Annotated in this window: 23 protein-coding genes and 1 pseudogene; 10 read left to right on the top strand and 14 right to left on the bottom strand. The window is 71.7% G+C overall.

From position 1 onward, the window contains the following. Nucleotides 1-226 precede the first annotated feature (226 nt). A complete protein-coding gene (locus M446_RS13280) occupies nt 227-1,066 on the bottom strand; it encodes a class I SAM-dependent methyltransferase (protein ID WP_012332619.1) in 840 nt (279 codons plus the stop codon). A gap of 235 nt (nt 1,067-1,301) precedes the next feature. Here M446_RS13280 and M446_RS37115 point away from each other — a divergent pair. Beyond that, nucleotides 1,302-1,620: pseudogene (locus tag M446_RS37115) on the top strand (transposase); the annotation flags it as partial. A 36-nt stretch (nt 1,621-1,656) separates the two neighbouring features. Here M446_RS37115 and M446_RS13275 read toward each other — a convergent pair. Continuing rightward, entirely contained in the window at nt 1,657-1,920 is a 264-nt protein-coding gene (locus M446_RS13275; protein ID WP_265576606.1) for a hypothetical protein, read from the bottom strand. Nucleotides 1,921-2,131: 211 nt separating this feature from the next. On the opposite strand from M446_RS13275, the gene M446_RS13270 reads away from it, so the two are divergent. Together M446_RS13270 and M446_RS13265 are read left to right on the top strand one after the other, a co-directional pair. Then, the gene (locus M446_RS13270) at nt 2,132-3,025 is read left to right on the top strand and encodes an FkbM family methyltransferase (RefSeq protein ID WP_265576605.1); all 894 of its coding nucleotides are present in this window, start codon (nt 2,132-2,134) and stop codon (nt 3,023-3,025) included. A 971-nt stretch (nt 3,026-3,996) separates the two neighbouring features. After that, the gene (locus tag M446_RS13265) at nt 3,997-4,584 is read left to right on the top strand and encodes a hypothetical protein (protein WP_012332616.1); all 588 of its coding nucleotides are present in this window, start codon (nt 3,997-3,999) and stop codon (nt 4,582-4,584) included. A gap of 51 nt (nt 4,585-4,635) precedes the next feature. On the opposite strand, the gene M446_RS13260 is transcribed toward M446_RS13265, so the two are convergent. Next, complete coding sequence (locus tag M446_RS13260) at nt 4,636-5,343, bottom strand: hypothetical protein (protein WP_012332615.1); 708 nt, start codon at nt 5,341-5,343, stop codon at nt 4,636-4,638. 337 nt (nt 5,344-5,680) lie between these two features. Here M446_RS13260 and M446_RS13255 point away from each other — a divergent pair, with 337 nt between their 5' ends. Next, on the top strand, nt 5,681-5,926 hold the full coding sequence (locus M446_RS13255) for a hypothetical protein (protein ID WP_012332614.1): 246 nt from the start codon (nt 5,681-5,683) through the stop codon (nt 5,924-5,926). A 76-nt stretch (nt 5,927-6,002) separates the two neighbouring features. Here M446_RS13255 and M446_RS38130 read toward each other — a convergent pair whose 3' ends face one another. After that, nucleotides 6,003-6,158, bottom strand: a complete 156-nt coding sequence (locus M446_RS38130) for a hypothetical protein (RefSeq protein ID WP_012332613.1) — start codon at nt 6,156-6,158, stop codon at nt 6,003-6,005. A 250-nt stretch (nt 6,159-6,408) separates the two neighbouring features. Here M446_RS38130 and M446_RS13250 point away from each other — a divergent pair, with 250 nt between their 5' ends. After that, nucleotides 6,409-6,627 carry a hypothetical protein gene (locus tag M446_RS13250; RefSeq protein ID WP_012332612.1) on the top strand — a complete coding sequence of 73 codons (219 nt, stop codon included), beginning with the start codon at nt 6,409-6,411 and terminating at the stop codon, nt 6,625-6,627. Nucleotides 6,628-6,635: 8 nt separating this feature from the next. On the opposite strand, the gene M446_RS13245 is transcribed toward M446_RS13250, so the two are convergent. After that, on the bottom strand, nt 6,636-6,821 hold the full coding sequence (locus tag M446_RS13245) for a hypothetical protein (RefSeq protein ID WP_012332611.1): 186 nt from the start codon (nt 6,819-6,821) through the stop codon (nt 6,636-6,638). 262 nt (nt 6,822-7,083) lie between these two features. On the opposite strand from M446_RS13245, the gene M446_RS38125 reads away from it, so the two are divergent. Then, nucleotides 7,084-7,239, top strand: coding sequence for a hypothetical protein (locus M446_RS38125; protein ID WP_012332610.1), 156 nt, complete (start codon nt 7,084-7,086; stop codon nt 7,237-7,239). 80 nt (nt 7,240-7,319) lie between these two features. Here M446_RS38125 and M446_RS13240 read toward each other — a convergent pair whose 3' ends face one another. Beyond that, a complete protein-coding gene (locus M446_RS13240; protein WP_265576604.1) occupies nt 7,320-8,045 on the bottom strand; it encodes a class I SAM-dependent methyltransferase in 726 nt (241 codons plus the stop codon). Between the two features lie 677 nt (nt 8,046-8,722). Between M446_RS13240 and M446_RS13235 the strand changes: the two genes are divergently transcribed. Further along, entirely contained in the window at nt 8,723-8,917 is a 195-nt protein-coding gene (locus tag M446_RS13235; RefSeq protein ID WP_012332608.1) for a hypothetical protein, read from the top strand. Between the two features lie 283 nt (nt 8,918-9,200). Here M446_RS13235 and M446_RS13230 read toward each other — a convergent pair whose 3' ends face one another. Together M446_RS13230 and M446_RS38890 are read right to left on the bottom strand one after the other, a co-directional pair. Next, nucleotides 9,201-9,509: a hypothetical protein gene (locus M446_RS13230; protein ID WP_012332607.1), complete on the bottom strand. Its 309-nt coding sequence runs from the start codon at nt 9,507-9,509 to the stop codon at nt 9,201-9,203. A 153-nt stretch (nt 9,510-9,662) separates the two neighbouring features. Continuing rightward, the gene (locus M446_RS38890) at nt 9,663-9,797 is read right to left on the bottom strand and encodes a hypothetical protein (protein ID WP_012332606.1); all 135 of its coding nucleotides are present in this window, start codon (nt 9,795-9,797) and stop codon (nt 9,663-9,665) included. Between the two features lie 310 nt (nt 9,798-10,107). On the opposite strand from M446_RS38890, the gene M446_RS38560 reads away from it, so the two are divergent. Together M446_RS38560 and M446_RS13220 are read left to right on the top strand one after the other, a co-directional pair. Further along, on the top strand, nt 10,108-10,317 hold the full coding sequence (locus M446_RS38560; protein WP_198293010.1) for a hypothetical protein: 210 nt from the start codon (nt 10,108-10,110) through the stop codon (nt 10,315-10,317). A 132-nt stretch (nt 10,318-10,449) separates the two neighbouring features. Further along, complete coding sequence (locus M446_RS13220; protein ID WP_012332604.1) at nt 10,450-12,213, top strand: hypothetical protein; 1,764 nt, start codon at nt 10,450-10,452, stop codon at nt 12,211-12,213. 364 nt (nt 12,214-12,577) lie between these two features. On the opposite strand, the gene glyS is transcribed toward M446_RS13220, so the two are convergent. From glyS to M446_RS13205, 3 genes are all read right to left on the bottom strand, one after another. Beyond that, entirely contained in the window at nt 12,578-14,692 is a 2,115-nt protein-coding gene (gene glyS / locus M446_RS13215) for a glycine--tRNA ligase subunit beta (protein WP_012332603.1), read from the bottom strand. Nucleotides 14,693-14,783: 91 nt separating this feature from the next. Continuing rightward, complete coding sequence (locus M446_RS13210; RefSeq protein ID WP_012332602.1) at nt 14,784-15,725, bottom strand: glycine--tRNA ligase subunit alpha; 942 nt, start codon at nt 15,723-15,725, stop codon at nt 14,784-14,786. A 77-nt stretch (nt 15,726-15,802) separates the two neighbouring features. Beyond that, complete coding sequence (locus tag M446_RS13205; protein WP_012332601.1) at nt 15,803-16,666, bottom strand: S49 family peptidase; 864 nt, start codon at nt 16,664-16,666, stop codon at nt 15,803-15,805. 292 nt (nt 16,667-16,958) lie between these two features. Between M446_RS13205 and M446_RS13200 the strand changes: the two genes are divergently transcribed. Then, nucleotides 16,959-17,258: a hypothetical protein gene (locus M446_RS13200; RefSeq protein ID WP_265576603.1), complete on the top strand. Its 300-nt coding sequence runs from the start codon at nt 16,959-16,961 to the stop codon at nt 17,256-17,258. Between the two features lie 162 nt (nt 17,259-17,420). Here M446_RS13200 and M446_RS13195 read toward each other — a convergent pair whose 3' ends face one another. Genes M446_RS13195 through M446_RS13185 form a run of 3 tightly spaced genes read right to left on the bottom strand, consistent with a single transcriptional unit; the run spans nt 17,421 to nt 19,406 of the window. After that, complete coding sequence (locus M446_RS13195) at nt 17,421-18,173, bottom strand: tRNA1(Val) (adenine(37)-N6)-methyltransferase (protein ID WP_012332599.1); 753 nt, start codon at nt 18,171-18,173, stop codon at nt 17,421-17,423. Then, the gene (locus tag M446_RS13190) at nt 18,157-18,390 is read right to left on the bottom strand and encodes a DUF2007 domain-containing protein (RefSeq protein ID WP_012332598.1); all 234 of its coding nucleotides are present in this window, start codon (nt 18,388-18,390) and stop codon (nt 18,157-18,159) included. The genes M446_RS13195 and M446_RS13190 overlap by 17 nt, the downstream gene beginning before the upstream one ends. A 38-nt stretch (nt 18,391-18,428) precedes the next feature. Continuing rightward, the gene (locus M446_RS13185) at nt 18,429-19,406 is read right to left on the bottom strand and encodes a sensor histidine kinase (protein WP_012332597.1); all 978 of its coding nucleotides are present in this window, start codon (nt 19,404-19,406) and stop codon (nt 18,429-18,431) included. Between the last annotated feature and the right edge of the window lie 205 nt (nt 19,407-19,611).

Below are 19,611 nucleotides of genomic sequence, written 5' to 3'. Positions count from 1 at the left end.
GTGGGAATGTGATACGACATCCGACGGCTTGCGTCGCCATGCGGATGCCGGCGTCGCTCAAGCGCCGCGCGGACGTGTCATCCGCTGTCCGGACGTGATCGTCCGGACAGCGGATGACAGGGTCGGGAGACGTCCCGCGCCGCTTCTGATCCGGGCGACGGAATAAGGCCTTCGGGCCACAGCACAGGGTGGCGGGTGCCGTCGGCTGCTGTGGCCTGCCGCATCCTCACCGTCGTGTCACGACGACTTCCAGGTATTCGCTCGGCACGACCACGGTCGCGTCACCAGACTTGTTGAAGTGCCCGATCAGGCCGGTGAGATCCTGCGCCAGCGCTATCCTGGCGGTAGCCCCGAGCGCCTCGAAAGCCTTCAGCATCGGGCCGTAAAAGGTGCGGAAGGTGCCGAGGAAGTGCTGTACTGAGCGGTAACGGAAGGTGAAGTGCCGGGACTGCGCGATGAGCGAGGACGCCTCGGCAGCAAAGCTCGTGTCAATCCACTCCGGCGTTCCCCACAGGGCTGGGGACTTGAGGCCTGGCGGTGGTGGGAGGTGTTTGCCGATGATCTTGAACATCTGGCCTATGAAGCCGTCCGGTGTCCAGTTGGCTAAGCCGATACGCCCCCCGGGCCGACAGACGCGGAGCATCTCGCCCGCGGTGCGGCCCTGGTCGGGACTGAACATCGCGCCGAAGGTGGAAGCGACCGCGTCGAAGGACCGGTCTGCGAACGGAAGGTTCTCGGCATCGGCCTTGCGGAATGTGACGGCCACGCCCTCGGCCTCGGCCCGCAGCCGCCCGCGCTCCAGGAGGGGCTCGACATAGTCCGTGGAGGTCACGTTGCACCAGCGGCGGGCGGCTGCAAGCGTGAAGTTGCCGTTACCGGCGGCGACATCCAGCACGTCCTGCCCCGCGCGCAGGTCCATCGCCTCCGCGAGTTGCTCGCCGACGATCTGAAGCGTCGTGCCGACGACGGCGTAGTCTCCTGACGACCAAGCCAGCTGCTGCCTGGCCTTGATGGCCGCGAGATCCGGCGCGGCCGCGGTCGGGCGGCAATCGATGACGGTGCTCATGGCATGCCCTCGTCTTCCTGCGTGGTCTTCTTCGCTCCGGCCGTCCGCCGATGCGTCGGCCTTGCGGGGATCACCACTACTGCCGCCGACCGGCCAAGCGAATGACCGGGCCGCCAGACTTCATGCTCGTGCGTCCACGCCCGCTCTGGTGGGATTGCCCCGGCTCTTTATGTGGACGGTGAGTGGGCTTGGCTGACCAGGGTGCCGGTTGCGGGCTTTGGGCGGTGCTCCTGTTCGAGTGCCGAAACGCGCCGCCCTGATGGACGCCGCCGAACCGGACGTGCCGGCCTCCATGGGCTTCCCGGCCCAATATCGGGCCAAGCTCCGCAGCACGAACCCGCTGAAGCGCCTCAACGGCGAGACCAAGCGGCGCACCGAGGTGGCCGGCATCTTCCGCAACGGGGCGGGTGATCAGGCGCCCGATCGGCGCGCTTCTGCCGGAAGCCAACGACGAGTGGCCGCTGCAGCACCGCTACGTGCAGGTCGAGGGCATGGCCGGGCTCACCCCGGCGTTGATCGAGGAGGCGATCACTCTTCCGCCGCAGGCCGCCTGACCGGTGGCCGCTCCAACTCGACCCCGAAACGCGGTCTCATTGACGGACGTGCCCAGGGCCCACCCAGCGCGCCGGCGGCAGAACGGGCGGCTTCGGCGGCCCGGTCAGGTCGGGGAAGCCGGCGTGACGGCGGGCCACGTACGCGTTCCCACGCACCCTGTCGGGCGGCGGATAGGGGCAGTCGTGGGCGACGCCCTCCAGCACGCGCTCGAGGGGCGTGTCGGCCCCGTCCTTCTCGGCGAGGCGGGCGAGCCGATCGGAGCCCTGCCGCGAGGCACAGATCCCGCTGGCGGCCCGCACGATAACGACCAGCGCCGGCCACTGCATGCTCGTCGACCGGCGCCCCACCGCTGAGCGGAAAGCGTTCGACTTGGGCCCTTATAACTCGCGGGAAATCAAGTTGCGCTGAGATTGCAATCGCCATTCGTAGGTACGAGTTTAAATCGGCAATTGACTACATAATTTATGTAGATTTTACTCGCTGAGCCTCGGTCTCAGTGGGGAGCATCCAATGCCGCTTCACCTTCCGAACGTCCGTGGAGCACGTCGTCTTGCTGATGCCCTGAACGCGACCGAGCAAATTCTGGGAAGAGACCCTGTTCGGCAAGTGACGATGAGTGCCGGGCACCGCATGCTCGTTGATCGGCGCTCGACGACAGAGCGGGGCCCGTTCTATCTGCGCACCTACGACCAGCAGAAAATAGAGCTTCTGAGGAGGTTCATCGAGCCGGGGACGGCGGTGCTCGACATTGGAGCCAATGTTGGCTTCTTTACAGTCCCGCTCGGCATCTTCGTTCGAGACCAGCGGCGCTTCGGGCGGGTCTTTGCCTTCGAGCCAGTCCCAGGGAACCGCGACCGCCTGCAGGAAAACATCCTGATAAACGCGCTCGATGAGACCGTGACAATCATCCCGGCTGCGCTCTCCTCGAAGCCGGGAACGGTCGAAATCTCGCTGCGCGAGGATTTCCAGAACGGATCGCGCACCGGCAACGCCGCGATCGTCATTAGCACTGAGGATAATTTATTTGAAACAACCAGGATCGTGACGATGCGGCTCGACGACTATGTCGCGCACGAGATCGCTTTGCCGATCAGCGTCATAAAAATCGATACGGAAGGCCATGAAGACGAGGTGCTCGCCGGTGGAAATGAGACAATCGCCCGGAACCGCCCCGTCATTCTGATGGAAGTCGAACCGAATTATTACGAACGCAAGGGGGTCGATTTCTATGAGAGGGTCCGTGCCGTGTTGCCGCCCGACTATCGATTCCTGGCAGTCGGGTTGCATCGGCAGAGCGTGCTGCGGCCGCTCGGAACGCGGTTGAGTTTCACGGAGATCAGGGACCGCCCGTCCTTCATGCGCCCGCAGGACGTCCTGCTGCTTCCGCCCGGTCGCCACGTCTGACCGGTTGGCTCCCGACGAGTGGCCTGCGCCTCACGAGGATCCAGCGGCGCCATGTCAGCGAGGTCCCGGTACAGGGCGCCGATGGCCTCGCTATCGTGCCGAGTCACGTCGAAGTCTGGTTGCCCCCGGCGCCGGGGGCCGCCACGCTCGAACGGTTCGGCGCCGGGGCGATCAGCCCCAAGGGTGATCAGCCGCCAGGAGGTGGCCCGGTTGGACTGTCAATGGACAGTGGGTCCCGTCCACCATCGACGGCTTGGCCGGGCGCGCGCAGCGGGCCGGGCGGCGAGGGCCGGCACGAACGATTCCGGGGCCGGCGCCTCGGGAGCCGCGACGCTCCCCGCTGCCGCGCATACGGGACGGGCACGACGGCGCGACGCTGTGCGCCGAAGTCGAGGTGGCGAACAAAGATCAAGTGATCCGGGATCCGCTTGATCGAAGCGGATCCCGTATCCCAAGCCCGCGCGGTGCCTGAGTGAAGCCGACATCCGCATTGCCGAAAGGGGAGATGGCGAAGCCATCAACCGGATGGCGTATGAGCCTCCTCCGGCGTCGCGGCGGCATGGCGCGGATCGCCTGCATCGCATCGGGTGGAATGCGGAGCGGCTGCGGCGACCGCGTCCTGGACGGTCAACGACTTGGGTCGGCTGGCGCAGCGTCGAAGCGGACATCACCCTGAATTCGTCGCAGGAGGCGGACCGCTCGGCGCGGTGAAATCCGGCGACTCGGATGTGTTCCGGTTCGGATGAGCCGTCGCGTCGGGCGAGGCGGCCCGGGATGGCGGGCGTTCTCGGATCCGGACGTGCACGGCGCCGGCCGCGGACCGCGCGGCGCGCGTGCGCCCCGGCACGGCGCGCCGGCGCGAGCGGTGCGAAGGTGTTCGCGTCCTGGAGGGCGAGGAGGAACGAGCCCGACGGGTGGCATCAGACACCATCGGGGCGCGCCCTGCCCGGGCCGCCGCACGGGAGTTCACCATGATCAGCAAGTCGCTTGCCACGGCCGCGATCCTCACCGTCGGGCTCGGCACCGTCGCCCACGCGAACCTCACCATGAGCCCGCCGAGCGCGCTGCCCGCCGCCCAGCCCGGGCCGGCCGTGGCCGAGGCTCCGGCGCGCCCCGCGCCGAAACGCTACGCCGAGGTGAAGACCCTGGCACCCACGACGCAGACCGACGCCGACGAGCGCTTTCAGGGCACCCGGCCCGCGCCGCGCGTGATCGACCTGCCGCGGGCGGAGGGGCAGAACCAGGCCTACGTCGCCGCCCCGCCGGCCCCGCAATCCGCGCCGCAGGCCAGGCCGGTCGCCGCCGTGGAGGAGCCCGCCCCGGCCCCCGAGCCCGTCGCCGCGCCGCGCCGCGGCCGCGTCGCGGACCGCGACCTCGTCGAGGCCCCGCGGCGGGCGGAGCGGCCCGCCGGCTACCGGACCGCGAGCTGGAACGGCGGCCGCGGCGCCACCTGGAAGACCGGGAAGAACGATTACGGCTTCGAGGGCACCTTCGGCGGCTGCCGCTTCGCCGGGTTCAGCGGACCCGGGGGCTTCAAGCTCGATCGCGTCTGCCGCTGAGCCCAGGGTCGGAAGCGGGCCGCCGCCGCGGCGGTCGACCTGCGGCCCGCTTCAGGTCACGGCATTGCCGCCCTCGCACAGGACGAAGGGCTCGCGGCCGCGGATCCGGTCCCCACTCGCGACCAGGGTCGCGCTGGTGAGGTGCTCGCGGCCGAACACGTCGCGGTAGGTCACCTGACCGACCAGGTAGAGGCCGAGTTCCGAACTCAGCAGGCGCTCCGCCACGCCGGGCGCCGCCTGGAGGTTGACCCGCCGGGTCACCAGGCGCGTCTCGCGCGCACCCACGATGCAGGGGAGGCGGTCCGCCGCCGCGGTCACGCTCGGCAGGCTCGCCGCCGGGAAGGGCTCGACCGCGAGCGTGAAATTCGCCACGAGGTCGAGGGCCGGCGTCAGCCCGTGATTGCGCAGCTCGATCTGAACGACGAGGTCCTGGCCCGGCGCGAAGCGCTGGAAGGACGCGAAGGTCACCCCCACATAGGCCCGCAGCTGACGCTCGCTCGCCTCCCGCTGCAGCTCCATCCCGGCCGCCTGGAGGGCGACCGCGCGCTGCGTCGCCTCGACCAGGTCCCGGGCGGTGCGGTCGCGCCGGGCCAGGACGCGAAGGAGGAGCGCCAGGACCAGCAGGCCGGCCGCCACGCCGCCCAGGAGCCAGGTGTCGCGATCGAGCGTCCGCACGGCCTGAATGGCGGGCGCCGCGAGATCGAGCATCCACTGCTTGGCCTCGAGCAACCGGGTCACGAAATCGGATGAACTGATCATCGATCGGATGTCATCAGCGGCGCACCCGGCGTCGGCAGGACTCGTCGCGCGCCGGCGGCGAGGTCCGGCGCGCGCGGACGGCCTGACACCTACCCGGTTTGCGGCGGCGGGCGAAGCCGAAAGAGTACCGAGGCCGCGATTCCTTGACGTCCGGCTCCGGCCACCCTCGACCCACCATCCGCACCCGCCGGGATCGGCCGAGTGGACCGGCGGGGCGCTGATATACCGGATTACTCTTTCGAGATAACGCCGATTACCACTTGACAGCGCTTCAAAGTAAGTAAAACCTGCCTCTCGGGGAGACCAGAATCTCCCGCCCGAACGAGGCGGGGTACCAATGACTTGCCGCTGCAATCGTCCGCGCCCGCGCGAGGCGGAATCGCTCGCGGGACTGAGCTATCGCGCCTACCTCATCGACGGACAGGACCACATCGTCGGAGTCGAACGCATCGACGCGGAGGACGACGTCGAGGCGCTGCTGAAGGCGCGCGGCCTCGACGTGCCGTTCGACATCGAATTATGGGACCGGGATCGCCGCGTGATCGGCATCCAGCGTCACCGGATGCGGGCGGCGCGCAACTGAGCCGCCCGGACCGCGCGCGAAAAACCCCGCGCAGCTCCAGCCGCGCGGGGGCGATCCTGTCCGGGGAGGCGGCCGGTCAGGCCGCGAGCTTCGCCGCCAGCAGGTCGTTCTCGTTCCCGGCGACCAGCGGGGTGCGATCCGCCGGAGGCGTCAGCCGGTCCGCCGCGACGAGGACCAGCGAGGCGTTGGCGGCGAGGGCGGCGACGAGGCCGAGAAGGGCGAAGGCGATCATCGGAGGCTTTCGGTCTGCGTTGTGCGATGCACCATATATGGCACCGCACCATTTTCGTTGGTATGCCAGATGCCAACGGTCAGGCATGCGCCGCGGGCATGGCCCGGGCCGCTCCGGCCCGGCTGCCGGGGCGCGCCTGCCGCGACCGGCCCGCGCGCCCGAGAGTCAACGCTTTCTTAATACGCCCGGACCACTCTCTCGCCCGTGCGAAATCCGCCCGCGTTTCGCTGCCCCGCACCCGGACAAGGCCATGGACGACGAGATCAGGATCCGCGTGATCGAAACGGCGTTGCGCATGATCGCGAAGCACCTTCAGGACACGGATCCGAGGTTCGGCGTCAACGTCAACGGGCGGCTCGACGCCCAGACCATGGCGGTGGCGTCGAACGACGACAAGGGTCCGGTCGAGAAGGACAAGACCGTGGAATTCTACGATCAGGTGCGGCGCCTGTTGAATCCCGGCCGCTGAGCGCCGCGTCAGGGTGAATCCGCGAGCCGGTCGCAATCGCGCCGGTGCGCGGCGAGGCAATCCTCCCGCTGCGCCTCGCGCCGCAGGGTCGTGAACACCCAGACGCTCCCGAGCACCAGCGCGGCGACGAGGGCGAGGGCGAGGAGCGCGCGCCCGCGCTGATCGGCATCCTCCCGAGGATCATCCGTCGGCATCGTCCGGTCCCGCACCGGCGGGCGCGCGGCCCGACCCGCGGAAGATCGGGTCGCGGCGCCCCCCCGTCCAGGGCGCGCCGTTCGGGACGCGGACGGCACGGCGCCTCCCCTCGGCCTCCTCCCGAATCGGCAGGTCTTCCCGAATCGGCGGGCCTTCTTCCCGAATCGGCAGGTCTTCTTCCCGGACGCGAATCAGCTTAGCCTGCGCTGGATAAGATGCCGGCCACCGCTGGGTGAGCTGGCCGGATTCAGGGAGACGCCGATGTCCGAGCCTGTGCGCATCACCGTGAAACCTGACGGCAGCTACACCCTCCTGCGCGGGGATCGTCCGCTGATCTTCGGGCTCACGCGGGAACTCGCCTTCAGCCTCGCGGAGAGCTGCGGCGTGGTGATCGAGCGCACCTACAGCATCGGCTGAGCGACGCACGACCTCCCGCCGCGCGGCTCCGAGACCCGCTGCGGGATCCGATCGCGCCGCGGTCGGCTCCCGCCCGCGCGTCACGCGTCGAGCGGCTTCTCCGCCCGCACCATCAGGACCTGGCCCGAATGCGGGACCAGCCACGTCATCGCGTGCAGCGTGAGCGCGGCGATGCGCGTCAGGATGTTGCGGAATTCGCCCGGCCCGTGCCCGACGTTGAACGTGCCGGGCGTCACGCCCACGAAGCCGATCAGCCGCAGCATGCGGGCCAGCCGGGCGCCGTCGTAGTACATCACGTGGCCGAGCAGGCCGCGCTCGGCATCGTCCGGCCCGTCCATGAAGTGCAGGAAATCCCACTGGCCGAGGGCGAACCGGATCCGATGCTCGAGGAAGACGGCGTTCGGCGTGGTGATCACCAGCAGCCCGCCCGGCCTCAGGGCCCCGCAGGCGCCGCGCAGCAGCCGCATCGCCACCGTGTAGTCGAGGTGCTCCAGGATCTCGGTGCAGATCACGACGTCGGCGTCGCCCTCCGGCAACCGGCAATCGGGATCCCGCAGATCGCGGGGCAGGCGCGCGATGCCCCTTGCGTCGAGCCAGCCGCGGATCGTCGGCTCCGTGAAGGTCTGCGAGAGCGGATGATCGACCACCGTCCAGGACAGGCGCCCCGGCCCGATTCGCTCGGCGACGAGGTCGAACAGCAGGGGATCCGGCTTGCCCTCGTTCAGGCCCGACAGGTTGAGCACCGCGACGCGGTCGAGCTGCCGCTCGGCGACCTGTCCGAGGATCACGTCGAGCAGCCGAACCACGCGTCGCCCGTTGCTCCGATTCCAATCCCGGGAAGCGGCGCTCAGCGTTCCGAAGAGGTCGCGATCCATCGCGTTGAAAGCCGAGACAGCGAAGGACACGATGTCGTGCCGCGGGCCGGAACGCCCGATTGACCGCACGAAATCCGGACGAAAACGGCCAGCACAGGGTCCGCGCGCGCGATCCGTCCGTGCAATACTCATATCGCCTGCCCCTACGAAACCGCTCCCGGTCGGACGAGCGATACCATGCGAAGCTGACGGATACAGACGGTCAGACTGCGTAGCGCATATCGCGCAGATTTCCCGCCGCATCCATCTCTCAAACTCTACGGAACATCGTTCTCGCCCGCCGCATCCGGCCTCGGGTGAACGCAGGATACGGGAACCGCCCGCGGGTTCACGCGCGCACGGTCTCGCGGCGCGAACGGCCAGGAGATCCGGGCGCGTCGCCCGCCGACCTTTATCCCAGCCCGGATGCGCTGCACGACCACGGTCGACCTCCGCTCTCAACTGATGGGCGACGCGGTTCGTGAAGCATCGAGCGGGCAGCCTGAGCGGACAAACCTTGCCGAGAGCTGGCGTGAAACCGGACGTTAACCACCACGGCATAACGCTACGCTGATACCAGCCGGTCCGGGCCATGGCGGCAGCGGGCCGGGAGCGAGGTGAGGTCGCCCATGTCCCGTGTCATCGCCCACCCGGCCCGTCCGGGACAGGCCCGCCGGAGGACCCGGCGCGGCGCGTGGCGGCCGGTCGAGGCGATCGGCCTCATCGCGGCAGGACTGACGCTCCTGGTGATCGGGACCGCCCTGAGCGTGGCGGACGCGATCGATGCCTCGCTCGCCGAGTTCCCCCGCCAGCACCTCGACTGAGCAAGCGAACATCCCGCGATGTCCGGCGCGATCGCCCCGCCGGAATTCGAGGGGTCGTCTCGGGCCGCGGGCCGGTCTGGCGCGGATCTCCCTCGAGAAGAAACAGGCGATGAGGCCGGACGGTGCCGGCACTCCCCCCTTCCTCATGACGGGCGGCGAGCGAGAGCTGCGCCCCGAAGCATCCTGAACGGTGATCCGAACGGGTGACCGTCGAGCGGGCTGCGAGGCAGCCCGCGTCTGCAGCTCAGCATGGGGAGGGGGCGATGCGCGGAAGGACGGGCGGCTATTGGCCGCCGCCGCCGGACCCGTTGCCGCCGTTCCGACCGTACTGGGGAACGGGACGGGTCGTCTGCTCGGCGTTCGCGCCCGCCGCGGAATCGGATTCCAGCGTGCTCGCGCCGGTCCGGCCGGGCACGACCTCCACCGCACCCGGGCCGCTCTTGTCGGGCGCGCCGAGCGAGCCGGTGACGTCCGGCGAGGCGGGGGCGACCAGGACGGCACCGCCCGGGATCCGAACCGGGGTCTCGACGATCTGGGCGAGGGCGCAGGTGGGGAGGCCGAGCGCGAGCGCGGCCGTGGCGAGCCTGATCATGGTGTTCCTTGAGGTGAGGGGAGGGGCGGTGGGCCGCCGACCTGCCGGGCCAAGTCGCCAGCCAGGCGAGTCGCCAGCCAGGCGAGGGTTCGCGTCGTGCGAGCAATTTTTCTGCGCACAATCGATCGGCGCGAATCCGGGCCGGCGCGCGCCTCAGGCCAGGAAGGTCAGGACGGCCACCGCCACGGCACCGCCCGCGACCGCGAGACCGAGCAGGATCACGCTGCTCAATTGATCGGCGTCGTCGAGCGTGCGGCCCGACCGGTCGCGGAACGTATCGGAATCCATGACGATCTCCTGGTTGGCGGGATCCGGCGGGGCAACGCCCCGGCACGCGCTCCGGTCGCGCGCGATATGGCCGCACCCGACCAATAAAGCCGATCATCGGTCCGCCGCCCGGCCGGACCGACCGCAAACTCTCCGACATCCTCCGTCAGCAAGTCCGGCGCAACGCACTCTATTGGGCTTGACACGTCATCTTCGACCAAAGTACGAAAACTTGCGGCCAGGGATGACGCGCATGAATAGCGAGGCGGCTTCATATAATCTGTTTTGCAGTGCACAGAAGCGGGAGCTTTATTGTGCAGTGCCGGCCTGGATGCCCGTTCCGTCATTCATCCGGATGCCGGCCTGGCAGTTCGTGACGGTCATCGACGACGTCGCCGATGCGCCCCGCGGCTTCGTCTCGGCGGCGGCCCGGCAGGCGGCACGGTGGAACGGCTACTACCTGTTCCAGTCCTGGGGCCTCGCCGTGATGCGGCGGGCGCGGCCGGACGCCATCCCGGACGCCATCCCGAACGCTGCCTGAGCCGCGCCGCCGGCGCGCGGTCGGGAATCGTTTACCGAGGCCCGCCTAGACTGGGCACGTGCCTCGCGGCGGGTCGCCGCGGCCGTTCCCGCGTCGGCGCACCGCGGCGACGCCCGATCACCGCGGTGCGTCATGTCTCTCCCGCAAGCACCGTCCGTCGACGGCTGGTCCCTCGGTCGACCCTCGCCCGCGCTCCGCGGCCTGCGACTCGGCCTGCTGGCGGGGCTCCTCACGGTCGCAGCGGTCGCGCTCCTGCTGCCCCTCGGGCTGCTCGCCGAGGGCAGCCTCGTGACGGTGTTCTTCAACACCGACCGGGCGGCCTCGGGCGCCGTCGCCCTGAGCCTCCTCTTGGCGCTCGCGGGGCTCCGGGCGCGCGCCGGAGTGCCGGCCGCTTGGCATCGGCTGGCGGCCCGGCCCGGACGGGGCGGCGCGGTCCTCGCCGCGGGCGTCGCGGCGGCGGCTGCCGGCCTCACCCTCCTGCTCCATCGCGGCCACCCGCTCTCCTACGACGAGGCGATGGCGGTCTTCGACGCGCGAATCATCGGGAGCGGGCACCTCGTCGCGCCGCTGCCGGAGGCGTGGCGGGACTACGCCCCGGCCCTGGCGCCCTTCTTCCTGCTCCCCGTCCCGGGGCACGCGGGCTGGGTCTCGTCCTACCTGCCGGTCAACGCGGCCCTTCGGGCGGGCTTCGGGCTCCTCGGCCTCGAAGCCCTGACCGGACCGATCCTGGCCGCGGCGGCGGCGTGGCTCGTCGTCGCCGTCGCCCGGCGCCTGTGGCCGGCCAGACCCGACGCCGCGATCCTCGCGGGCCTGCTCCTGGCCACCGCCCCGCAGGTGCTGGTGACGGCGACCACCGCCTACGCGATGACCGCCCACCTCACCCTCAACCTGCTCTGGCTGCGCCTCTTCCTGCGGGGCGGGCGGCTCGGCCACGCGGGCGCCGCCGTGGTCGCCTTCCTGGCCTGCGGGTTGCACCAGATCGTCTTCCACCCCCTGTTCGCGCTTCCCTTCCTGGCGGGCCTGCTGCCGGCCCGGCGCTGGCGCCTCGCCGGCTTCTACCTCGCGGCCTACGCCCTGATCGGAATAGTCTGGGTGCTGTACTGGAAGCTGGCCGTGGCAGCCTCCGGGCTCGCGCAGCAGGACGGCGGCGCCGGCCTGGGGGGCGGCTACCTCGCGGCGCGCGCCGCCGAGCAGATCGGCACGGTCGGCCCCTTCGCGCGCGACCAGATGGTCAAGAACCTCGTGCGCTTCCTCATCTGGGAGAATCCCCTGGTCCTGCCGCTCGGCCTCCTGGCCTGGCCGGCCCTGCGCCGGGGCGACGGGGTGCTGCGGCCGCTCGCGGCGGGCCTCCTGCTCACCTGCGCGGCGATGGCGGTTCTCTCGCCCTTCCAGGGCCACGGCTGGGGCTACCGCTACCTGCACGGGATGATCGGCAGCGCCTGCCTGCTCGCCGCCGCCGGCTGGATCGAGGCGACGCGGGGCCTCGCGCCCGACGCGCTCGCGCGGGCGCGCGGCAGCGTGGGCCTTGCCTGCCTCGCCTGCCTCGCCCTGGTGCTTCCGGTGCACGCGCGCGTGGCGCACGCTTTCGCGGCCCCCTACGTGGCGGCCGACGCGGCGATCGCCCGCGCGGAGGCCGACATCGTCGTCGTCAACGACGACAGGCTCGCCTTCGCGGCCGACCTCGTGCGCAACGCGCCCGACCTCTCGAACCGCCCGCTGCGGCTCCACCTGCAGGCGATGGACGCCGCGCAGCTCGAAACCCTGTGCGGGCGCGGGCGGATCGCCACCTTCGCGGCGGAGCAGGGCCACCGGCTCGGCATCCCCGAATTCGTGACCCCGCGGGCGCGGGTGCCGCTGCCGATCCCCTGCGCGACGACGCCCGTCCCGGTGCCCTGAACCTGCATGCGAGGGGGCCTCGGCTCGGCGGCGGGAACCGCGCGGGGACGATGACCCGAGCGGCCGTCTCGCGGCCCGATCCGCCCGAGGGTGCCGCCGGCCCGCCCGCATGCGGCTGCTCGGGCAGCCTCTAAATAGAAACTCGCTATGCTGGCGTGCGAGACTCTGATCTTATACACGCTCAGGTTTCATCCGTGAGGGACGGCGAAGCCGGTGCGCAACTCATACCCAATCCGCTCGATCCCTCCGGGATGGCGGATTTGGGCTTCGCTCAGGCGCCGCTCAGGCGCGTGAGACGGGATCCGCTTCGATCAAGCGGATCCCGTATCATACGTTTTCCGGAACTGACTTTGCGGAAAACGGATCACCCCTCGATGCGGGAGAAATCCGCCACCGCCAGGGTCGCGGTCCGCAGGGCGCCGAGGAGCGCGAGGCGGTTCTCCCGCATGGCCGGGTCCTCGGCATTCACCGTGACCTTGTCGAAGAAGGCGTCGACCGGGGCGCGCAGGCCGGCGAGGGCCCGCATGGCGCCCTCGAAATCCTCCGCCGCCACCGCCCGCTCGGCCGCGCCCCGCGCCGCCGCGAGGGCCTCGGCGAGCGCCGTCTCCTCGGGCAGGGCGAAGCGCGCCGGGTCGGGCGCGCCGTCATGGGCGCGGCCGTCCTTCTTCTCCTCGATGCGCAGGATGTTGGCCGCGCGCCGGTAGCCGGCCAGGAGGTTGGTGCCGTCCTCGGTGTCGAGGAGGCGGCCGAGCGCCTCGACCCGCCGGACGACCAGCAGCAGGTCGTCCTGGCCCGGCAGGGCGAAGACCGCGTCGATCAGGTCGTGGCGGGCGCCCTGGTCGCGCAGGTGGACCTTGAGGCGGTCGGCGAAGAAGCCGAGGAGGTCCGCCGCGAAGCCGCCCGGCGCGGCCCCGTGCCCGCCCGCCGCCGCCGCGAGGGCGGGGAGGAGGGGCAGGCGCGCCCCGGCGCCGAGCACGAGGCGGATCACGCCGAGCGCCGCCCGCCGCAGGGCGTAGGGGTCCTTGCTGCCGGTCGGCTTCTCGTCGACGGACCAGAAGCCCACCAGGGTGTCGAGCTTGTCGGCGAGCGCCACCGCCACCGAGACCGGCCCGGTCGGCACCCGGTCGCCGGGCCCGAGCGGCTTGTAGTGCTCCTCGATCGCGGCGGCCACCGCCTCAGGCTCGCCCTGGAGCTCCGCGTAGTAGCGGCCCATCAGGCCCTGCAATTCGGGAAACTCGCCGACCATCTCGGTGACGAGGTCGGCCTTGGCGAGGCGCGCCGCCCGCTCGGCCTCGGCCGGATCGGCCCCGACCACCGGGGCGAAGGCCCGGGCCAGGGCGGCGATGCGGCCGACCCGCGCCGCCTGGGTGCCGAGCTTCTCGTGGAAGACGATGTCGTCGAGCTTCGGCAGGCGCTCCGCCAGGGGGATCTTCCTGTCGGTCTCCCAGAAGAACTTGGCGTCCGAGAGCCGGGCCCGCACCACGCGCTCGTTGCCCGCCACGATCGCCGCCCCGCCGTCCGAGGCGGCGAGGTTCGAGACCAGGATGAAGGCGTTGGCGAGCCGCTCGCGGCCCTTGGCCGCCGGATCCGCCGCGGGCGCGCGCAGGACGAAGCACTTCTGGTTCGCCCGGATCGTGGCGCGGATCACCTCGGGCGGGATGTCGAGGAAGCTCGCGTCGAAGGCGCCCATCAGGGTCACGGGCCACTCGACGAGGCCGGCCACCTCCTCCAGCAGGCCCTCGTCCTCGACGAGGTCGAGGCCGCGGGCGAAGGCGAGGTCGCGGGCATCGTGCAGGATGATGTCCTTGCGGCGATCCGCGTCGAGCACGACCTTGGCGCGCTCCAGCGCCGGCAGGTAATCGGCGAAGCGGCGCACCTCGATCGGGCCGGGGCTGAGGAAGCGGTGGCCGTAGGTGGTGAAACCCGCCTCGATCCCGTCGACCCGGAAGGGCACCCGCTCGGGCGTCTCGGTCTCGGGACCGAACGTGGCCACGATGGCGTGGAGCGGGCGCACCCAGCGCAGGGCGCCGGGCTCGGCCGAGGCCGCGCCCCAGCGCATGGATTTCGGCCACGGGAAGGCGCGGATGATCGCGGGCAGGATCTCGGCCAGCACGTCGAGCGTCTCGCGGCCGGGCCGCTCGATCACCGCCACGTAGAACTCGCCCTTCTTCGGGTCGGCGACGACCCGGGCCTGGTCGAGGCTCGCGAGCCCGGCGCTCTTGAGGAAGCCCTGCACGGCGGCCTCGGGCGCGCCCACGCGGGGTCCCTTGCGCTCCTCGCGCACGTCCTGGCCGCGCACGGGGAGCCCCGCGACGTGGAGGGCGAGGCGCCGGGGCGTCGAGAAGGCCTTGGCGCCCTCGTAAAGGAAGCCGCGCTCGACCAGCGCGTCGGTGACGAGCTTGCGCAGGTCCTCGGCGGCCCTGCGCTGCATGCGGGCGGGGATTTCCTCGGAGAAGAGTTCGAGCAGGAGGTCGGGCATCGGGCACCGGGGATCGGGGGAGGCGGGCGGGCCTCGGACGGGACGGCGGAGAGCTGGGGAGGGGCGTCGCGGAAGAGGATCCTCGGGCGCCTCAGCCGGCCGCGCCCCCCGCCTGGGTGCGTAGCCACGCCGCGCCGCAGGCCTTGGCGAGGTCGCGCACCCGCAGGATGTAGCTCTGGCGCTCCGTCACCGAGATCACCCCGCGCGCGTCGAGCAGGTTGAAGACGTGGCTCGCCTTGATGCACTGGTCGTAGGCCGGCTGCGCCATCCGGTGGCGGGCGTCGTTCGCCGCCGGGCCTGGCTCGCCGAAGTCGAGGTAGCGGCGGCAGGCCGCCTCCGCGTCGCGGAAGTGGCGGAAGAGCATCTCGGTATCCGCCGCCTCGAAATTGTGGCGCGAGTATTCCTGCTCGGCCTGCAGGAACACGTCGCCGTAGCTGACCCGCTCCGGCCCGTCGAGGCCGTTGAAGTTGAGGTCGTAGACGTTCTCGACGCCCTGGACGTACATGGCGAGGCGCTCGAGCCCGTAGGTGAGCTCGCCCGCCACCGGGGCGCATTCGAAGCCCGCGACCTGCTGGAAGTAAGTGAACTGGCTCACCTCCATCCCGTCGCACCAGCATTCCCAACCGAGGCCCCAGGCGCCCAGCGTCGGGCTCTCCCAGTCGTCCTCGACGAAGCGTATGTCGTGGAGGGCGAGGTCGACCCCGATTACCCGCAGCGAGGCGAGGTAGAGGTCCTGCAGGTCGGGCGGATTCGGCTTCAGGATGACCTGGAACTGGTAATAGTGCTGGAGCCGGTTCGGGTTCTCGCCGTAGCGCCCGTCCTTCGGGCGGCGCGAGGGCTGCACGTAGGCGGCCTTCCACGGCCGGGGCCCGAGCGCCCGCAGGGTCGTCGCCGGGTGGAAGGTGCCGGCGCCCACCTCCATGTCGTAGGGCTGCAGGATTACGCAGCCCTGCGCGGCCCAGAAGCGCTGCAGCGTCAGGATCAGGCCCTGGAACGAGCGCGTCGGCTGAAGGGCGTCGTCGGTGGCGGTCATCGGGTTCTCGCGGACAGGCCCGGCCCGTTTACGGGCGGGCCTCCCCAAGTCAACCCGGAGCTCTCAACCCGATCCTTCTAGAGGCCGAAGCGCGCATAGGCGGCGCGCTCCTCCAGCACGGCCAGCGCGCCCTCGACCAGGGCGAGGCCCTCCGCGCCGGGCTCCCTGCGCCGCAGCAGCCGGGCGAGGAGGCCGCCGCGCACCTGCTCGACGACGCGGATCTCGACCTTGTCGCCGTAGCGGGCGCGCAGCACCCCGCGCAGGTCGCCGAGGGCGTCGACGAGGCCGAGGGCGAGGGCCTGGCGCCCGCTCCAGACCGCGCCGGAGAACAGGTCGGCCGGTTCCCCCGACAGGGAGGGCCGGCGGGCGCGCACGAGGTCGGTGAACAGGGCCTGGATGTCCGCCTGGATCCCCTTGAGCCGGGCGACGTCGGCGGGGTCCTCCGGCCGGAAGGGATCCAGCATCGCCTTCGAGGGGCCGGTCGTGTGCACCCGCCGCTCGACGCCGAGCCGCTCGAGCAGGCCCTGGAAGCCGAACCCGGCCGAGACCACCCCGATCGAGCCGACGAGGGAGGAGGGATCCGCGACGATCTCGTCGGCCGCGCAGGCGATCATGTAGCCGCCGGAGGCCGCCACATCCTCCACGAAGGCGAGCACCGGCAGCTTCTTCTCCTCGGCCAGGGCCCGGATCCGGTGGTGGATCAGGTGCGACTGCGCCGCCGAGCCCCCCGGTGAGTTGATGACGAGCGCCACCGCCTTGAGGCCCGGCAGCCCGAAGGCCCGCTCCAGGGCCGGCGCGCAGGTGCCGAGGGACAGGCCCTGGCGCAGCGGCGAGACCGCGCCGATCGGCCCGCTGAGACGCACCACCGCGACGAGCGGGTGATCGCGCCGCCAGCGCGCGGGCAGGAGGGCGCGCAGGGCGGAGCGGAACGCGGACGGCATGGCGGGTCGGGTCTCCCTCGGGTCGACCCGGCGGAGGTAGGCCGCGCCGCCGCCGCCCGCAAGCGCGACCTCTCGGTGGTTATTACGGACAGATGTCCGGCAGAATTGTGCCAAGTCTTGATTGAATGTTCACAGGGAAAGCCTAGAATCGGGCGGCGGCTCACCGGTCCAACCCGTTTCCGAGGGGGGCCCGCGGGCGCGCATGAGGTCGGGCGTCCGCGCAGGGGCGCCCTCGTCTTGTCTCGCGTGCCCGCCGCAGGCCGCGCCGGGGACGGAACTCGGGAGAGCGTGGATGCGTGTTCTTCGTTGGGTGACGGTCGTCCTGACCCTCGTCCTGGGCAGCCTCGGCCTCACGGTGGGCCGGAGCGAGGCGGCGGCCCTGCCGACCGCCGGCGCCATCGCCGCGGGCGACCTCTCGACGGCGGCCTCGCACGTCGAGAAGGCCTACTACTACCGGCGCTACTACTACCGGCCCTATCGTCGCTACGGCTACTACCGGCCGTACCGCCGCTACTATTACTACCGGCCGTATCGGCGCTACTACTACTACCGGCCGTACCGGCGCTATTACGGGCCGCGCTTCTACTTCTAGAGCATTGTCCGACGAAGCGGCCGCCGGTTCGCCGCAGGCCATGCGGCACGCGCAAGAACCCGGAGCAGGAGCCGATCGCGACCCGGTCGGATCCCGCTCGCGGGATGACCGGACGAGCGCCTCGCGGCGCCCGGCCGCGCGGAGAGCCCCGCGCGGGGAGCCTCACGCCAGCACCGCCTCGCCGCGATGCAGCGCCTCCGCGAGGGCGGTGAAGCGGCCGTCCGGGCCGTGCAGGACCAGCGGCGGCAGGAGCGCGAACGGCGCCCGGCTGCCGCGCCGGCCCGCGATCAGCACCCGCGAGGCGGGGGTCTCGGCGCGGGGCTGGACCGGGCGCACCGCGACTGCCCCGAAACGCCCGGCGAGGGCGCGCAGGCAGGTCGGCAGCGCGTCGGCCCGGTGGATCAGCACGAGGCGGCCGCCGGGGCGCAGGAGATCCGCGCAGGTGCGCAGCCACGCGTCGAGCCCCCCTTCCGGCAGCGCGTGGGCCGCCGCGCGCGCGGCCACCGGCGAGGGCCGGTGCCCGGCGCCCTCGAAGAAGGGCGGGTTGGTCAGCACGAGATCGGCCGCGTCCGGCATCAGGCCCGCGGCGCGGCGCGCCGCGGCGGGGGCGGTGACGTCGGCTTCGAGCACGGCGACGCGCCCGGCGAGGCCGTTGGCGGCGGCGTTGGCCCGCGCGAGGGCGGCGGCCTCCCCATCCCGCTCGACCAGCACGACGCGGCAGAGCGGCGCCCGCAGGGCCACCGCGAGGCCGACCGCCCCGGTTCCGGCGCCGAGATCGTAGACGTCCCCCTCCGGCGCGCCGGCCGCCGCGGCGAGCAGCGCCGCATCCGTGCCGGCCCGGTGCGCGCCCGGCGGCGGCTGGCGCAGGCGCAGCCGACCGCCGAGCCAGGCCTGCGGCTCAGGGCCGGGCGGCATCGCGCAACTCGTGGGCGAGTCCCGCGTCGGTGAGCAGGCGGCGGGCCTGGGCGGCGTGGTCCCCGGGCACGAGCAGGCGGCGCGGGAAGGCGCCGATCATGCCCTCGAGGGCGCTGATGTGCGAATCGGCCACGAGCACCGGGATCGCGGCGCCCTCCAGCAGCGACTGCGCGAAGCCGATCAGCACGATGTCGTTGGTGCGCAGGATCTCGACCATGGCGCAGTCTTGCCCCGGCCGGGCCGGCGGCGCCAGCCTCAGGCGGGGAAGCGCACGCGCGTCGTCACCCCGGGCCCGCTCGTGATCTCGACCTCGCCGCCGAGCTGGCGGGCCAGCGAGCGCACGATGCGGAGGCCGAGGCTGCGGCTGGTCTCCGGGTCGAAGCCGGGCGGGAGGCCGACCCCGTCGTCCCGGATCGCCAGTTCGAGGTCGTCCCCGGCCCGGTCCAGCGTGATCGCCACCTGCCCGCTCCGCTCGTCCGGGAAGGCGTGCTTGACCGCGTTCGTCACGGTCTCGGCGACGATGAGCGCGAGCGGGACCAGCCGGCGCAGGTCGAGGCGCACCCCCGGCGCGGCGACATCGCAGCGGATCCGCCCGGCCGCTCCCACGGCCTCCAGCAGGTCGGCGCAGAGGTCGCGCAGCTGCTCCTCGACCGGGCGCTCCGCCGCCTGCGGGTCGTGCAGGCGGCGGTGGATGCGGGCCATCAGGGCGAGGCGTCCCTGCGCCCGCTCCAGCACCTCGACCGGGTCGCAGGGCTCGCCCTCCTGTAGGCGGCGCTGCTCCAGCCGCAGCAGGCTGGCGATGAGGCTGAGATTGTTGGCGACCCGGTGCTGCAATTCCTCGAACATGGCCGCGGAGCGGTCCCGCTCCTCGATCAGGTCGTCGAGCGTGCGGTTGAGCGCGTCGATGATCCAGAGCACGGCGCCGGTGGTGCACAGGTAGAGGCCGAGGGCGACGGCGCCGCCCGGCCAGCCCACCGGCCTCGCCGGTGCGGTGGGCCAGAACAGCAGGATCGCGGCGCCCGCGGTCAGCAGGACCGTGACCGCGCCCGCCCGCACCCCGCCCAGCACCGCGGCCGCGACCACCGCGGGGAAGAAGGTGATGAAGGGCACGCCCTGCACGCTGCTGCCGAGGGCCGCGCGCAGCGCCACGGCGGTCAGGAACAGGAGGAGGCCGATCCCGTGCCCGAGCCAGGGATTCCGGCGAAAGCGCTGCATCGCCCGGATGAGCGTCATGGCCGCATCCCGCCCCGATGCGCGGCGTCGCCGCGCGCCGCGGCCCCGGCGCGTCCGCACGCGGCCGGCCGGAGCCCCTGATCCGCCTCAGGATTTCGACGCTCAACCAACACGTTTATACCCTCGGAACTGCTTAGCAGTCCGAGCAGCGGCCCGGAAGCCCGCTGCGGGCCGACCGGCCTGCTTCCCTAATCCGCTGCGGGCT

Origin of the sequence: Methylobacterium sp. 4-46 (genome assembly GCF_000019365.1) — a bacterium.
In the GTDB taxonomy this organism is placed as follows: Bacteria; Pseudomonadota; Alphaproteobacteria; order Rhizobiales; family Beijerinckiaceae; genus Methylobacterium.
Note: the sequence above shows the minus strand (reverse complement) of the source record. Positions and strands in the feature narration are given on the sequence as shown.